The organism is Thermoplasmata archaeon, from assembly GCA_038851035.1.
Taxonomy (GTDB): domain Archaea; phylum Thermoplasmatota; class DTKX01; order VGTL01; family VGTL01; genus JAWCLH01.
Genome location: JAWCLH010000007.1, coordinates 44,386 through 59,851 on the forward strand (window position 1 = coordinate 44,386; position 15,466 = coordinate 59,851).

The window sequence follows — 15,466 nt, forward strand, 5'->3', positions numbered from 1 at the left end:
TCCCGTCGACTTCGTTCTCATCCAATCTCGAGAGCCGCACCCCCGGCCCTACCCCCTCCCCCTCTCTTTTCCCGCACCCCCTTTTCCCACACCCCCCTTATCTCTATCCCGAACCCCCCAGCAATTGCCCCGCTACTCCTCCTCCCCCACCCCCGAGGGTGACAATACACTCTCCTCAAGAGGCCCTCGGAGGATTTTCCCGTCCACGAGCTTCACCACCTCCAGCTTTTTCTCGATTTTTTCCAGCTCCTCGAGGCACCTCCTCGAGAGCCTGTTCCCCTCTTCGTAGAGCCGGAGAGCCTCCTCGAGCCCGACCTCCCCCACCTCGAGCGTCCTGACAATGTTCTCTAGTTTGGTCAGGGCCTCCTCGAAGCTCAGCCTCTTCTCCCTGCCCTTTTTCCCTTCATCTCTGTAAATATCCATCCCTCCCTCCTCGTGCTTGTGCCCTTGACGGCGCTCACGACCTCTCCTCCGGAGAGAACGGTCAGGAGCTCCTCGCCCCTCCGCAGCGAGGCGGGGTCGCGGACGGCTCGCCCCGTGGACCGTCTGAGCGTTATGCTGTAGCCCCGCGCCAGCACTTGCCCAGGGGACATAGCATTGAGCATTGACGAGAGCCTGAGTAGACGCTCCCTCTTCCTCGCGAGCAGGTTGCCCACGGCCCTTCCGAGGGCGCGTGTGAGCTCGTCCGTCCTGAGCCGCGCCTGGTCGAAGCGGCTGATGAGCTCCCGGTCCAGCGCCCGCCGGAGGTCGGCGATGCGCCCTTCGAGCTCGGCCTTGTCGGGTACGACCATCTCAGCCGCCTTTGACGGCGTCGGGGCTCGGGCGTCGGCGGCGAAGTCGGCAATGGTGAAGTCGGTCTCGTGCCCCACGGCCGACACCACCGGAACTCTTGAGGAGCGAATCGCCCTTGCGACTTTTTCTTCGTTGAATGGCCAGAGGTCCTCGAGTGAGCCTCCTCCCCGAGCCAGGATAATCACGTCCGGCCCCTCCTCTTCAAGAGAGTTGAGGAGACGGATGGCCGCAACGAGCTCGTCCGCGGCGCCCTCACCCTGCACCCTCGCGGGCGCGAGGAGGAGGTGTGCGTTCGGGAAGCGGCCGAATAGAATTCGCTTGATGTCCTGAAGCACCGCGCCGGTCGGTGAGGTCACCACCCCGACTATCCTAGGGAGGAATGGCAGGGGGCGCTTGATTTTGGGGTCGAAGAGGCCCTCCTCCTCGAGCTTCCTCTTCAGTTGCTCGAAGGCGAGAAAGAGCTCCCCGACGCCCTCCGGCCTGGCCTCGGCAACGCGGAGCTCGTACTCACCCTTCGCCGCGTAGACGATTACACCGCCCCTGACCAGGAGCTTCATCCCGTTCGTGATGGTGAACCTCAAGGCGCGATTGACTTCGCGAAACATCACACACCTGAGGACCGCCGCCGCGTCCTTAAGGTCGAAGTACATATGGCCGGACTGGTGGTGGTGGAAGTTCGAGACCTCGCCTCTCACCCACACATCGCGCAGGAGGGGGTCGCCCTCGAGAACGCTGGATATGTATCGCGTTAGCTCTGTTACTCCAAAAACTCGCGGGCCGGGCGGCGCGCCCGCGGCCCCGCTCCCTCCCGGTCCCTCCGGTACCCGTCCTCTTTCCTCGAGCCGGTCCCCTCCGTACGAGAGCAGCGTGGCGTTCCTGAGGGACCCCCGCCGGCGCATCGGGGGTCACCCCGGCTCCCTGACCGTCAGCATGACCTTAAAGTTGTCCTGGAGACCGATCGTAGCGTTCCCCACACCCCCCGCCTCGACGCGCACTGTCCAGGGTCCGTCAATCGGCCCCATCGCGGTAATGTTCTCGTGGGCTGTGGCATAGTAGGTCTGGTCCAACCAGCTAGTGCCGTCGGAGGTGATAACCTCGACGCGAAGGTATCTCTGGAAGTAACCCGTGATGTCGGAAATATCTATAGGGAGGAGGTTGAAGTCGACGATCGTGACGTCAATGTAGACCTTAAGCCACTCAGTGCCCCTTTTGACAAATGCCTGCTGGGACGCCACGTAAACCCAGCTAGCGGGGTCCGCAAATTTGTAGTTGAAGGCGTGAGCTATCAGGACCTTGCACCTCTCGCGATAGCTCGGTCTCGGGGAGGGTTTCTTTCCGCCGAAGAGCTCGCGCGCTCCATAGATGTCCACGCAGCCTGAGGCCGCCACAAGGGCGGCCGTGCAGATAATGGCTACCGCGGCCTTCAATCCACGCATCCCGGCGCCACCACGTCAGCCCAATCCACCTCCCAAGATAAAGCTTTTTCACGGCGCCAGGCCCAGGCGCGGGCCGACATCCGCCTAATGGAGAGGGTGAGCATTCAGACCTTTCAGGCGCGAGGGCACGGGACCTCATCCCTTTGCCCTGCCCAGCACAAAGAGTTATTTAACCTTCAGAGAATCATTATATTGCGCCAGATGAGGACAAGAGGGTCAGGCGACGTCGGCCGGTCAACCCCTGCGGCCGGCAGGGCCCTTCGGCCGTCAAATTTCAAGCCCTGAGATGGCGGATGAGCGGACCTGTGAGTTCCGATGGCGCCCGGGTGTTTGGCTGAGTTAGATGGGGCGCCCAGCCGCCGAACCCCCTCCCGTGTGTTATTCTTGCTGGGGAGCCAGTGGTCGAACCCCGCCTCCGAGGGGGTCTGCGCCCGGGGGTTATCTGACCAAACCTAGCTTCCCGCACTTCGGACAAAGGTTGAGGAAGGGCCTTTCGGTTTCAAAGACCGGGTTCGAGGCCCCACAAAAGCACCTAGCAGTCAGGGAGGGCTTTCGGCTGGAGAGGGGTTTCTCGAGCGCTTCCCGCGCCGATATCTCAACGGCGGCCATTGCCTCCGGAGTGACTACGCCGTCGGCGGACTTCTGAATCGCGCTCAGGGCTTCCTCGTAGTACCTGCATGCGAGCTCCGCCGACGCCAGTGCTCCACGGAGGTCGGAGGAGGAGGCGGCATTGAGAGCGTCGAGGAAGGAGCGGTCAGCCATGGGAGCGGCCTGTCCGGCCCTTGCGCACTCGTCTGCGAGTACCCTCGACGCTCGGAGTAAGTAGTCAACGAGCGAGGGGCCGACGTCGAGAATGAATAGATGGGTCGAGCCCCCAGCCTCCCCGATGGAGAATATGGTTCCCATGCCATCGTAGAACGCGAAGGAGGCGCTGGCGCATGCCACGGGCACTGGGCATTCCAGCACCAGGTTGCCCCATTTGTCCACGGCGGCCGCCCCACCCTGGAAGGGGAGTAGAAGGAGTCTCGGGCCCGGCATGACCGAGCTAGATGGGGGGTGGCTGTCTATATCGCCGAGCCACTGTCTCTTCCCGCCAGGGAGGTATCTCGCGACCGTCCGGGGCCCGATGGCGTATATCCCCTCCCCGTCCTCTGGCATTCTCACAGCACTCGTACCCTCCGGAACGTCCACCGTCCAGAGCTCGCTCCCGTCGAAGGAGAGGGAGTGGAGCGCATGGCCCGTCAGGACCACCGTCCTGCTCAGACTCCCGGTCGCGGCGAAGTCCCTGACCCCGTCCGGAAAGGCCCTCCTCCAGAGGACCCTGCCGCCCTGGGCGATGAGCGAGACTCCACCGGCCTGGTCAAGGGAGAGGGCGGCGGAGCCGTCGCCGGCCATCCTGAGCGCCCTCGCCGGTGACTCGAGCCTGGCGCTCCATAGAGGCTTTCCATCTAGGGCTATGCAGGCCACTCGTCCCTTCTCGTCGGCCACGGCCGCGCATTGGCCCGCCGAGGAAGAGGCGAGGGCCATGACCTCAGGTCCAATCCTGTACTTCCACTGCGGCTTCCCCGCGCGGCTTAAGAAATAGAGCAGCCCGCCTGAAAGGGCGGCGAATATCCCCCCCTCAGCCCCCTCGACCGAGACATACTTCATTGGGGCTTCGAGCTCCCTGACCCACCTGAGCGCCCTTTCAGAGGATATCGAGAGGAGGCTCGGGGAGGCCCGGAACCCTAGAACGAGCGCCGGGGCCTCCTTGGTCACGAATTTCGATGTGACTTCCATGGCTTTGGTCCCGTGAGGAATTAAAGGTGGCGAGATTTGTAGGGCGTCACCCGCTGGGTGGGGGGGAGGAATCAAGGCCGCTGACCCGAATGGCTTCTCAAGAATCGCGTAGAACTTGAGCCTAGAGCTCTTAATTGAGGCGTCCATGTAGTACTTCTGCCACCTGAGCTCCCCGGGCATCAGTCGCCACCTCCGTACTCGCCGCGAGGGAGGGACGCGGCCCAGTCTATGAAGGAGTGCAGGGGCCAGCCGCTCCCCCAGCGCATTACGTAATTATTGCTCCTCGTGTACTCCAGTTTCGGGAGCCTGCTGTAGAAGAGTCTCTGGAGGCCATAGAGCTTTTTCTCGTCGAGCTCGATTGTGAAGAGACGCCAGGGGTCTCCGCCCCTCAGGCGCTTGAGCCGATAGGCGTAGACGGGAGTCACCCCCGCTTCCATGCACAGCCTCTTCAGGTGCTCGGCCTGCTCGATGATTCTGGGCTTGTTGAAATGGTATACGTCGTCAACTGATGTCTTCTCTTCAACGAGAAATGGGATGATTCCCACGACCGCCATATCCACGCCGAATGAGCCCGCGGCGCGCACAACCACGAAGGGCCTCTCAATTATTCTCATGTACGCGAGCTGCTCCTCTGGCGGGAGGTGCGCCACGACGCGCTTCAGAACCTCCGGGTCGGCCATCAGAATTCCCTTGAGCTCGCGCTCGTATACCTGGCTCACGGTATCTGAATCGGTCTGAGGATATTAAATGATTGATTGCCTGCGAGACCCACTTCCCGCAACGAGAGTAACCCGGGAAAGGGTAAAGAGGCCCCGTCCGGCAGTTGAGAGCTGCCGGGGCTTCACCCGCTCCTCCCGAACTTCCTCTCCAGCTCTTTCCTCGTCATGTGAATCATCGTGGGCCGACCATGGGGGCAGGAGAAGGGGTCCTGCGCTTTGTAGAGCGCTTCGACCAGCTCCCTCATCTCGGCGACCTCGAGCCTCTCGCCACCCCTCACCGACTCATGGCACGCCATCAGCTTCAGCGCCCTGTCGGCCTGCGCCTCGAGAGTCCTCGCCGGCCTCCCCGAAGCCTCGAGAACCTCGCCCAGAACCTCCCGCAGGGTCTCGGCCGGGAGGGCGGTGCCACCGACAACCGGAACCGCCTTGACCACGACACTCCTCCCTCCGAACTCCTCGACCTGATAGCCGAGCCTCCCGATTAGCTCCCTCCCAGCCTCCAGAGCCCGCCTCTCCCTCGCTCCGAGCTCGAGAGTCCTGGGCTGGAGCAGAGTCTGGCTCCTGACCCTGCCCGAGGAGAGCTGCTCCCTCAGCCGCTCGTAGTTCACCCTCTCTTGAGCGGCGTGCTGGTCTATCATCACGATTCCGTCGGGTGCCTGACCTATGATATAGAGGTTATGGGCCTGGCCTATGATTGTGAGCTCGGGCAGGCCCTTCTCTGGCTCGGGGGGCGGGGGAGGCGGGGGGGCCTCGGCGCCGTATATCGTCCTCTGGACCGGCCCAGCCTCGACCTTCGGCGGCGTTGTGGGCGTGAAAGGCAGGGGCTCTAGAGGTCTCCCGGGGATGCCGTGCGGTTGGCTGGCGGCGGTTGCGAGCGCGCGCCTGACAGCGTCCAGAAGCGCTGTCCGCACCTTCTCCTCGTCCGCAAATCTGACGACGCTCTTCGCTGGGTGGACGTTGACGTCCACTAGGGCGGGGTTCATCTCAAGGTGGATGACACCGATAGGGTACCTTCCCTGCGGGATGAGCTCGCCGTAGGCCTCGAGAACCGTCTGGGTCAGGGCCCTGTCGGAGAAAAGGCGGCCGTTGATGAAAAAGCGCAGCTCTGAGGAGCGCCCCTTGGTCAGGGTGGGGCGTGAGACGTACCCCTGCACGAAGCAGCCCGAGAGGGGATACTCGTCGTAGGAGTGCGGGAGCTCTCGGCAGGCACCCAATACTTGAAGTAGCTCCCGGAATATCTGGACGCCGTATAATCCTGCCACCCTCTCGCCGAGGCTTGCCGCCGGGTGAAGCGACAGGACCTCCTTTCCGTCCGAGAGCGCCCTGAACCCGACACGGGGGCGGGCGAGGGCGTAGCCCGTCAGTACGTCCAGTACATGTTCCTCCTCGACGCGCTCGCTCTTCAAAAACTTCTTTCGCGCGGGCACATTATAGAAGAGCTCGCGGACCTCCACAGTCGTCCCGGGCGAGCGGCTCGAGGCCCTAGCGTCCAATACTTTCCCCCCCTCCGCCCTGACTTCGGTCGCCTCCGCCTCCTCCCTGACCCTGGTGATAAGCTTTACCCTAGCCACAGCGGCTATCGCCGCCAGAGCCTCTCCCCTGAAGCCCAGAGTGGTTATGCTCGAGAGATCCTCCGCCGAGGTTATCTTGCTGGTCGCGTGCCTCTCGAACGCCTTTATGGAGTCTTCCCTGCACATCCCGCAGCCGTCGTCGCTGACCCTTATGAGCCTCTTCCCCCCCTTTTCCATCTCGAGCACGATATTAGTGGCACCGGCGTCGAGAGCGTTCTCTATAAGCTCCTTCGCCACCGATGCGGGCCTCTCCACGACCTCACCGGCCGCGATCTTGGCGACGGTCTCTGGAGGGAGAACCCGAATTTTCCCTCTCATTTCCCGACCTCCCTGACCTCTGGGGCCGCCTTGGGGGCCACCCCCAATTTCTTCTGCAGCTCGTGGAGCCTGACCAACGCCTCGATGGGCGACATCCGCTCGAGGTCGAGGCCTCGCAGCTCCTCGATTATGGGGTCGGTGGCGGGCTGCGGGGCGAAAAGCGTGGTCTGCCTGGGCCCCCGGGGCCTCACCGGGACCGATCCGGCCTCGAGGCTCGCGAGGACGGCCCTCGCCCTCTCCGTTACCTTTTTCGGGAGGCCCGCGAGCCTGGCGACTTGTATCCCGTAACTCCTGTCCACGCTCCCCGGGACCACCCTTCTCAGGAAAACGATCTCCTCGCCCGCTTCCTTAACAGGCATGTGGTAGTTCCGTGCCCGGGGCAGGCTGCGCGCGAGCTCGGTGAGCTGGTGGTAGTGGGTGGCGAAAATGGTTTTGCAGCCCGCGCGCGGTTCGTTGTGGAGGTACTCCGCAACTGCCCAGGCGATGCTCAGGCCGTCGTATGTGCTTGTGCCCCTCCCGATTTCGTCGAGCAGGACGAGACTACGGCGGGTGGCGCTGTTCAGGATGCTCGCGGTTTCGACCATCTCGACCATGAAGGTGCTCTGCCCCCTGACGAGATCGTCCGTCGCACCGACCCTAGTGAAGACCCTGTCGACGATGCCGATTTTTGCGCTCCTCGCGGGCACGAAGGAGCCTAGCTGGGCCATGATTACAATCAACGCAACCTGTCTCATGTAGGTCGATTTGCCAGCCATGTTGGGGCCGGTGAGAATCATTATCTGCTCCCGGCTGCAGTCAAGGTGGGTGTCATTGGGGACAAAGCTGCCGGGGGGCAGCGCTCTCTCTATGACGGGGTGCCTGCCCTCCCTAATGTCGATGGCGTCCCCCTCGTCCACCTCCGGCTCGCAGTAGCCGCCCCTAGACGCGGCCTCTGAGAGGCTCAGAAGAGCGTCCACCTCGGCCACGGCGCGAGCGGTGGCCAGAATTCCCGGCGCCCGCGCGGCCACTTTCGAGAGCAGCTCGGAGAAGAGCCTCTGCTCAAGGGCTTTAATCCTCTCTTCGGCGCTCAGGACGATCTCCTCGTATCTCTGGAGCTCCTCGGTGACGAACCTCTCCCCGTTCGCCAGGGTCTGCTTCCGAATGTAGTCCGGGGGGACCATCCCGAGGTTGGGCTTAGTGACCTCTATATAGTAGCCGAAAACTCTGTTGAAGCCGACCTTCAGGGACCGAATTCCTGTCCTTTCCCTCTCCTTGACCTCGAGACCAGCGAGCCAGTCGCGGGCCTCGCGCGTACTCGCCCTCAGCGCGTCCAGCTCCGCGCTGTAGCCGTCCTGAATGAACCCGCCTTCGCGGGTGGTGGCGGGCGCGTCGGGGGGAATGGCGCTCGAGAGCAGGGAGGCCAGTTCCTCGAGCGGGTCGATTTCCTCTGCGAGCTGGCGGAGCCGCTCCGAGCGGGCGGGCTCGAGGACCCTCCTGAGCTGGCCCGCGACCCTGAGCGACGAGGAGACCGCGAGCAGATCCCGCGGCGTCGCCGTCCCGAATGTGACTCTACCCGTGAGCCTCTCGAGGTCGTGCACACCACGGAGGAGCTCGCGGGCGGTCTGGGACAGAACGGCGGTCTCAAGGAGCTCACGCACCGCCTCCAGCCTCAGGCGAATTCGGGAGACGTCCATTAGGGGCTGGAGAATCCATCCGCGGAGGAGCCTCCCGCCCATCGCCGTGACGGTGTGATCCAGAACCTCGAGAAGGGTCCCCTTCGCGCTGCCCTCACGCAGGGACTGGACGAGCTCGAGGTTCCGCTGGGTGACGGCGTCGAGAACCATGTGCTCCCCCGGTGTCTGGGTCCTGAGGGTGTCGATGCAGAACTCCGCCCCCTTGCGGACGCGGTCAAGGTAGGAGAGCACCGCCCCGGCGGCGGATATCGCAAGCTCTTTTCCGGCGCACCCGAAGCCCTCCAGACTGACGGCCTCGAAGTACTCCATTATCCTTCTTGCGGCGGCCTGAGGCTCGAAGGCCTCCGCCTCGAGCCGGACCAGCGCCATCTCCGAAAGATTCCTCAGCTGCTCCGTCAGCCTCCTGTCCCCGAAGAGCTCGGGAGGCAGGAGGCACTCCGAGGGCTTCAGGCGGGACACCTCCCCGAGGAGACGGGTGAGGGCATCTTCGCCGGTGAGCTCCATGGTGACGAACTCGCCCGTCGAGACCTCGACCGCGGAGAGGCCGAAGCCCCGCTCAGACCTCGATATCGCTACTAAGTAATTTCCGGCCTTTCTCTCCAGCATCGAATCCTCGAGGACTGTTCCGGGGGTTATGACGCGCACGACCTCCCGCCTGACGAGCCCTTTGGCGAGGGCAGGGTCCTCCATCTGCTCGCATATCGCGACCTTGTGGCCCTTCTTGATGAGCTTGGCTATATATGACTCCGCAGCGTGGTAGGGGATGCCCGCCATCGGGACCCGTTCCTCCCCCCTGCCCCTCGACGTGAGAACTATGTCCAGCTCGCGCGAGGTCAGGGCTGCGTCCTCGAAGAAGGTCTCGTAGAAATCTCCGAGTCTATAGAGAAGAATATAGTCCTGATATTCCTTCTTTATGGCCCTATACTGCTCCATCATTGGGGTGAGCTCGCCCATCGCCTGCCCGACCGGATATCGTCGGAGGATATTAATATCTCGCGGCAATCAGGTTTATTAGCCCTCAGATGCATTATCGTCGGGGAGACCATGAGAACCTATATAGACGTGACCATCAACCCCAACAGCGCTGGCCCCTCTGAGGTCGTCCACGCGATGATGAAGCTAGGTATCAAACCAATATTCGGGGCTCACGATTTTTATATAGACTGGACCACAGAGGAGGAGTTTAAGAGCAAATTCAAAGAGGTCCACAGAGTCCTCCAATCCCTGAACATCTCCTACAGGCTGCAAACCTACGAGTTCCCCCAAGAAGAGGCAAGGTCAATAGCAGTTCTGAGCAGGAAGCGTGAGAGATAGGGATGGGGGCCCTGGCATGAGCGGGGGCCGTCCGTCGGAGGTTATGAGGCAACCCTTTTCACAGCCTCATACCGACAGCACAAAATAAATATACGGGAGAAGTAATCTCCCGCCCCGGCAAGAAAAAGAGGGAGCGGAAGAGAATGCTCGAGGGTGTTTCGGACAGGGCCAATAAGGTCTATGAAGTGATGAAGGGCGCGGGGATAGTGGGCGAGGAGAAGATGGCCAACGCAGACAGAATAACGCAGATGTGCAAGATGCCCAAGAACCAGGTTCTGGCCGGTCTGCAGGAACTCGAGCAAAAGGGATACGCAAAGAGGAAGGCGCGCGAGAAGGCGGCGGGTTATTTCCTCCTGCCCGGCAAGTGAAGGGAGCATACCACCCGTCTCATACCCGCTCAGTGCGCCCCGGCACCGATGGGGAGCATGAAGAATTCAGCGATAGCACGCTATAGCGATGGGGGGGAATAGGGCGATGCCCCTCCGTCGCTCTCCAACCCAGCTCCGTCGAGATCCATTTCCCGCTTATTGTTACTTTTTATACACTATGTGAGTGCAGTTGGTGCACTTCCAGACCTCGAATACATCGTGGCCCATGGAGAACGGTATCATGTGGCCCTTGTTGCATCTCGGGCAAGGCGGGAATATGCTGTCCATCAGGCCCACCTAAAAAGGGATTGAGTACTTAGTACTTAAGGACTTCGCAGGGGAAAGAGTTAATTCCGGCGAGCCGGTTTTGGATGGGCGCCATGGAGGATTCAGGGACCATAGGTAAATGCGCGGTGTGCGGGTCCGAGGTGCTCGTGGGCGCAGGTGCCTGTCCGACGTGCGGGACTAAGACAAGCCTCGTCCCCGTCATTAAAGTCAAGAGGGCAAGGCTGAGGCCGTTTGAGACGCCCGAGCAAGGTCTGGAACTCGCCCAGCACTCACTAGAGCAAGGCAGACTCCAGGAAGCCCTCCGTTATTGCGACCGGGTTCTCAGCCTTTTTCCTAACCACGCGGAGGCGCTGCGTGTCCGCGCCGTCGCGCTCGACCGACTGGGGAGCAGAGACGAGCTCCTCCGCACACTGGACACTCTCGTCTCCATCTCTCCGGGAAGACCCGAGCCCCTGAGAGAGAAGGCGGCCGCACTCCAGAAGTTTGGAATGTCTGAGGAGGCCCTGAAGACCCTTGAGAAGGCACTGGAGTTGGACAGGAACTCCCACGAGACTTGGTTCTCGATAGGCGAGGCGCACTTCTCGCTAGGACACTACGAAGAGGCCCTGCGCGCCCTGGATGGCGCAGTCGAGGCGAACCCTGAATTCGGCCAGGGGTGGCTACTCAGGGGGAGGGTTCTGGAGGTCCTTGGAAGAATGGAGGAGGCCGCGAGGTCCTACGAGCGGACGCTCGCTCTCTCGCCCGGTCTGGAGGAGGCCTGGATTCGCAAGGGGCGCACGATGCTGGCGATGGGGAGAGGAGGTGAGGCGCTGGAGTGCTTCACAAAGGCTCTCGCGATTCGGCCTGGGAGGGTGAATGCGCTCCGGGGGAAAGGGCAGGCCCAGGGCCTGATGGGCGACTGCGACGCGGCTCTGAAGACCTTTGAGGAGCTCGTTCTCCGGTGCCCGGAGGACGGGGAGGCATGGCTTTTTCAGGCTGAGTATCATCTGGACGAGGACAGGGTGGACGAGGCCCTCCGGTGCGTCAACAATGCGGTGGTGTACCTGCCCCGGAGCGCAAAAGCATGGCTTCTGAGGGGGCATGCTCTCCTTAGGTCCAATCTGTTTAAGGAGGCTATGGCGAGCTATGAAAAGGTTCTTGAGATGGACCCCGAGAGCAGCGAGGCCCACTTGGGTTTCGCCGCCGCGGCGGAGAGGCTCAGGAAGCTCCCAGAGGCCGTCCAGGCCTACACCGAGGCGCTGGAGCTGGACCCCCGGAACCTCCAAGCATGGCTCAAGAAGGCGGCCCTACTGCAGGAACTCAAGAGGTATGGCGAGGCGGTTGAGGCCTACCAGAGGGCCTCGGCGCTGGACCCAGACAACCCCGACGTGTGGAGCGCGCTGGGAGCCCTCTACCACCAGACCGGAAGGAACGAGCTCGCCGTCAAGTGCTACGATAGGGTCCGGGAATTAATAAAGGAAGACGCGGACGTCTGGTATAAAAAGGGCCTCGCTCTCGCGGGGATGGGAGACCATCAGGGAGCCGTTGATTGCTTCACCAGGGCGCTGAAGATAAAGCCGGACCTATTCCAAGCCGTCAAGGGCAAGGCGGATTCACTAGTAGCCCTCAGAAAGTTCCCGGAGGCCCTGAGAGCCTATGACGGCGCCCTTAGGCTCAACCCTGGACTTGCGGAGGCATGGTATGAGAAGGCCGGGGTGCTCTCCGTCCTCGGGAGGCACGAAAGCGCGGTCAGGTGTCTCAACCAGGCGGTCTCGCTTAGGCCGGACTACGCCGAGGCTTGGTACAAACTGGGCCTCACCCTGGCCGGTATAAGGAGGCGGGAGGAGGCCCTCAAGGTGTTTGATCGCGTTGCGGAGCTGCGCCCGGACGACCCCGAGATATGGTATAGCCGGGGGGTACTGGAGAGAGAGATGGGGCGAGGGGCTGAGGCTCTAGCGTCCTTCCGGAAAGCGATTCAGAAGAGTCCACATCACATAGCGGCCTGGTACGCCGGTGGCACTGCCCTCCTCGAGCAGAGAAATTTCGAGGAGGCGATTCAGTGGTTCGAACGCGCGCTTGCGCTCAACCCCCGCCACAGCTCCTCCCTCGTCGGAAAGGGCGAGGCCCTCTTAGAGCTGGGGAGGTGGAAGGAGGCGGAGAGCGAGTTCGACCGGGCCATCGAGGTCAACCCCCACCTCGCGCTGGGATGGGCTGGGAAGGCCCGGGTTAAGGAGGAGAGGGGGGAGCTGGAAGGCGCTCTCGAGTGCTACGAGAAGGCCGCCGCCGAGAACCCTGGCTTAGTCTCTGCCTGGCTGCGGATGGGCGGAATTCTGAGGAGGCTGGGGAGGCCTGAGGAGGCGCTGGCGCGCGTGACCAAGGCGACGGAGGTCAGGCCCGACCTTGTCGAGGGATGGTCCGAGAGGGCGGCCCTTCTCGAGGAGCTCAGGAGGCCCGAGGAAGCTCTGAAAAGCTACGAGACCGCCCTATCCATCAACCCGAAAAACACGCCGGTCTGGATTCGCCGTGGGCACATCCTCCTCGGGCTGACGAGGACAGAGGAGGCGCTGGCATCCTTCCAGCAGGCGGTCACCCTCTCGCCGGACAACCCGGGTGGCTGGTTCGGGCGGGGACTGGCTCTAGAGGCTCTTGGGATGTGGCCTGAAGCAGAAATCGCCTTCAGGCGCACTGTGGAAATCAACAAGGACGACATGGAGGCTCTCCTACACCACGCCCTCTCGCTGCGTGAGTGCGGCAGGTTTGCGGAGGCTCTTTCCCGCTACGAGCAGGCGGCCGCGAGCGCCGGGGAGAGCACCCGAACCCTGCTCGGAAAGGGGCTCTGCCTCGAGGGCATGGGCGAGTGGGACAGGGCGGTCGAGGTCTTCGACCGCATCATAACCGACGAGCCCGAGAACGTCGACGCCTGGCTCCACAAGGGCCTGGCACTGGAGCGGAAATGGGCCCTGGACAAGGCTCTGGCTTGTTACGAAACCGCCCTGGCGATAGATGACAGGAGCGGCGAGGCTTGGATGAAGAAAGCCGGCCTGCTGGAGAAGAAAAGGGACCTGGAGGGCTCTCTCGAGTGCCTCCGGAGGGCGCTCGAGTGCTCGCGCAGGCCGGAGGAGGTTCTCATGGCCATGGGCAGGCTCCACCACGAGATGGGCAACCACACCGAGTCCCGCAAATGCTACGAGAGGGTTCTGGAGACCCAGCCCGCAAACGTCGAAGCCATGCTCAAAAAGGCGGATGAGTTCGTCCATGTCGAGCACTACCGGTACGCCCTGAACGCGGTCAAGGACGCAATTCTAGTTGCTCCCAGCAGGGCCGACCTCTGGCTGAAGAAGGGGGACCTGCAGAGGAGGCTTGAGAGGTTCGACGAGGCGCTGGAGAGCTATGCGCGTGCGGTCAAGCATGGGCCCGGAATGGTTGAGGCGTGGGAGAGGTACGCGGAGGAGCTCCTCAGAGCCAGGCGGCACAAGGAGGCGCTCGCAGCGCTGGAGAGAGGAATCGCCATCTCGCCACGGAATGTCGACCTAATCGAGAAGAAGGCTCTGCTCCTTCAGACGATGGGCCGGGGAGAGAAGGCCCTGGAGTTCCTGCTAGGGCTGGAGCCAGAGCTAAGGGAGCTACCCCGTCTCGTTCACAGAAGGGGAGTTGTGTTGGCGGGGCTCGGAAAGAACGAGGAGGCCCTGCTCTCCTTCAATAAATCCATCAAGTTGGACCCGGGCCTCACGGACGCCTACTTCAGCAAAGGAATCATACTCGAGGCCTTGGGCAGGTTCAAGGAGGCCATTGAAACCTACGACGCAGTGCTTGCAAAAGAGCCGCGAGACCCTGAGGCCTGGATTCGGAAGGGGGTCGCTCTCCACGGGGCAGGCTCACTCCTAGAGAGCATAAAGTGCTTCAAGATGGCACTGGAGCTCGAGCCGAAAAACCCGGAGGCGCTCTTCCAGCTCGCCAAGGCGCTCCATGAGTGCGGAAAGAGCCCCGATGCCCTCAGGTTGCTCGAAAGGGCGCTCAAAATCAACCCCGAGCTCCCTGAGGGGTGGCTCCACAAGGGAATTCTGGAGCTGCGGACTGGGGCGGCGCTGGCCGCCATCAGGAGCTTCGAGAAGGAGCTGGAGTTCTCCCCGGACTCGGAGAAGGCCTGGCTCCAGCTCGGCCTCGCCTGTGAGGCGGCGAAGAAGTACGAGCGGGCGCAAGAATGTTTCGAGAGGGTTCTGGAGCTGAACCCCGGCCGCTGGGAGGCCTGGAGCCGCAGGGGCGTTTGCCTTGCCGAGATGGGGAATCTAGAGGGTGCGCTCTCGAGCCTCATAAAGGCGGCGGAGCTAAGAGCGGGGTCGGCAGAGGTGCAGTACAATCTCGGAGTGCTGCACCAGAAGCTCGGGCACCTCCCGGCCGCCCTCCGGTGCTACGAGCGGGCACTCAAGACCGGCGGAACCGACCCCGATATATGGTACAACCAGGGGGTTGTGCTCTCCAAGATGGGCAGGGTCGACGAAGCGATCAAGGCCTATTCGAAGGCGCTCGAGCTGAGGCCAGACTTCAACGAGGCCCGGCTGAATCTCAGCGCCGTCTATCTGGAGGCCTCGATGCTCAGAGAGGCTCATCTCCTTCTGGAGAAAAAGATGAAGGACTCATCCAGTAACTCGGAGGCCATGGTCAACACAGCAGTTCTTCTCATCAAAAAGAAAAAGTTCACGGAGGCGGAGAGGCTTCTGGAGAGAGCGCTTCAACTCAACCCAGCGCGACCCGAGGCCTGGATAAATCGCGGAATCGCCCTCAATTCGCTGGGGAGGTCCCGCGAGGCGCTCGACTGCTACAGAAGAGCCCTTGAGCTCTCGCCCGACGACCCCCGCGCCAGATTCAACATGGGTGTCGCCCTGGAGATTCTCGGGAGGGACGGGGAGGCTTTCAAGGAGTATGATCGCGCGATCGCAGCCGACCCCTCATTCGCCCGTGCCCACTTCAATAGGGGAGTCCTCCTTCTAGCGGAGGGCAGGAACGCCGAGGCCCTCAGCGCGTTCGAGAGCTATCTTAAGGAGGCCCCCGGCGACGAGAAGGGCTGGTACAATAGGGGCCTCGCGCTAATAAGACTGAATATGCGTGGCGAGGCCATTGACTCTATGAAGAGAGCGCTGGCGCTCAGGCCGGACCATCAGGGGGCGAGGAAGGCCCTCGAAAGGCTCGGGGCCCGCCCGCGGAGGCGAGGGTAGGTACCACGCTGGTTTT

At 62.5% G+C, this 15,466-nt stretch carries 11 protein-coding genes; 3 read left to right on the forward strand and 8 right to left on the reverse strand.

From position 1 onward, the window contains the following. Positions 1–132 precede the first annotated feature (132 nt). The 7 genes from xseB to mutS form a co-directional block, all read right to left on the reverse strand. Positions 133–423, reverse strand: a complete 291-nt coding sequence (gene xseB, locus QW379_03625) for an exodeoxyribonuclease VII small subunit (GenBank protein MEM2869496.1) — start codon at positions 421–423, stop codon at positions 133–135. Next, positions 375–1,691, reverse strand: coding sequence for an exodeoxyribonuclease VII large subunit (gene xseA / locus QW379_03630; GenBank protein ID MEM2869497.1), 1,317 nt, complete (start codon positions 1,689–1,691; stop codon positions 375–377). The genes xseB and xseA overlap by 49 nt, the downstream gene beginning before the upstream one ends. 6 nt (positions 1,692–1,697) lie before the next feature. After that, complete coding sequence (locus tag QW379_03635; GenBank protein MEM2869498.1) at positions 1,698–2,228, reverse strand: hypothetical protein; 531 nt, start codon at positions 2,226–2,228, stop codon at positions 1,698–1,700. Between the two features lie 438 nt (positions 2,229–2,666). Continuing rightward, positions 2,667–4,187 carry a PQQ-binding-like beta-propeller repeat protein gene (locus QW379_03640; GenBank protein MEM2869499.1) on the reverse strand — a complete coding sequence of 507 codons (1,521 nt, stop codon included), beginning with the start codon at positions 4,185–4,187 and terminating at the stop codon, positions 2,667–2,669. Further along, the gene (locus QW379_03645) at positions 4,187–4,726 is read right to left on the reverse strand and encodes a Holliday junction resolvase (protein MEM2869500.1); all 540 of its coding nucleotides are present in this window, start codon (positions 4,724–4,726) and stop codon (positions 4,187–4,189) included. Before QW379_03645 ends, QW379_03640 begins: the two co-directional genes overlap by 1 nt. Before the next feature lie 122 nt (positions 4,727–4,848). Further along, positions 4,849–6,615, reverse strand: a complete 1,767-nt coding sequence (mutL, locus tag QW379_03650; protein MEM2869501.1) for a DNA mismatch repair endonuclease MutL — start codon at positions 6,613–6,615, stop codon at positions 4,849–4,851. Continuing rightward, positions 6,612–9,242: a DNA mismatch repair protein MutS gene (mutS, locus tag QW379_03655; GenBank protein ID MEM2869502.1), complete on the reverse strand. Its 2,631-nt coding sequence runs from the start codon at positions 9,240–9,242 to the stop codon at positions 6,612–6,614. The genes mutL and mutS overlap by 4 nt, the downstream gene beginning before the upstream one ends. Positions 9,243–9,332: 90 nt before the next feature. Here mutS and QW379_03660 point away from each other — a divergent pair, with 90 nt between their 5' ends. Both QW379_03660 and QW379_03665 read left to right on the forward strand, forming a co-directional pair. After that, entirely contained in the window at positions 9,333–9,602 is a 270-nt protein-coding gene (locus QW379_03660) for a hypothetical protein (protein MEM2869503.1), read from the forward strand. A 143-nt stretch (positions 9,603–9,745) separates the two neighbouring features. Further along, the gene (locus QW379_03665; GenBank protein ID MEM2869504.1) at positions 9,746–9,970 is read left to right on the forward strand and encodes a transcriptional regulator; all 225 of its coding nucleotides are present in this window, start codon (positions 9,746–9,748) and stop codon (positions 9,968–9,970) included. Between the two features lie 162 nt (positions 9,971–10,132). On the opposite strand, the gene QW379_03670 is transcribed toward QW379_03665, so the two are convergent. Next, the gene (locus tag QW379_03670; GenBank protein MEM2869505.1) at positions 10,133–10,267 is read right to left on the reverse strand and encodes a hypothetical protein; all 135 of its coding nucleotides are present in this window, start codon (positions 10,265–10,267) and stop codon (positions 10,133–10,135) included. An 83-nt stretch (positions 10,268–10,350) separates the two neighbouring features. Between QW379_03670 and QW379_03675 the strand changes: the two genes are divergently transcribed. After that, complete coding sequence (locus QW379_03675; GenBank protein ID MEM2869506.1) at positions 10,351–15,450, forward strand: tetratricopeptide repeat protein; 5,100 nt, start codon at positions 10,351–10,353, stop codon at positions 15,448–15,450. Positions 15,451–15,466 lie beyond the last annotated feature (16 nt).

Excerpts from the sequence above, each read along its gene's own strand:
- QW379_03640 (MEM2869499.1), bottom strand. The coding sequence starts at position 4,187 with ATGCCCGGGGAGCTCAGGTGGCAGAAGTACTACATGGACGCCTCAATT.
- QW379_03675 (MEM2869506.1), top strand. The coding sequence starts at position 10,351 with ATGGAGGATTCAGGGACCATAGGTAAATGCGCGGTGTGCGGGTCCGAG.
- mutL (MEM2869501.1), bottom strand. The coding sequence starts at position 6,615 with ATGAGAGGGAAAATTCGGGTTCTCCCTCCAGAGACCGTCGCCAAGATC.
- xseA (MEM2869497.1), bottom strand. The coding sequence starts at position 1,691 with ATGCGCCGGCGGGGGTCCCTCAGGAACGCCACGCTGCTCTCGTACGGA.
- QW379_03660 (MEM2869503.1), top strand. The coding sequence starts at position 9,333 with ATGAGAACCTATATAGACGTGACCATCAACCCCAACAGCGCTGGCCCC.
- QW379_03635 (MEM2869498.1), bottom strand. The coding sequence starts at position 2,228 with ATGCGTGGATTGAAGGCCGCGGTAGCCATTATCTGCACGGCCGCCCTT.
- mutS (MEM2869502.1), bottom strand. The coding sequence starts at position 9,242 with ATGGGCGAGCTCACCCCAATGATGGAGCAGTATAGGGCCATAAAGAAG.
- xseB (MEM2869496.1), bottom strand. The coding sequence starts at position 423 with ATGGATATTTACAGAGATGAAGGGAAAAAGGGCAGGGAGAAGAGGCTG.
- QW379_03665 (MEM2869504.1), top strand. The coding sequence starts at position 9,746 with ATGCTCGAGGGTGTTTCGGACAGGGCCAATAAGGTCTATGAAGTGATG.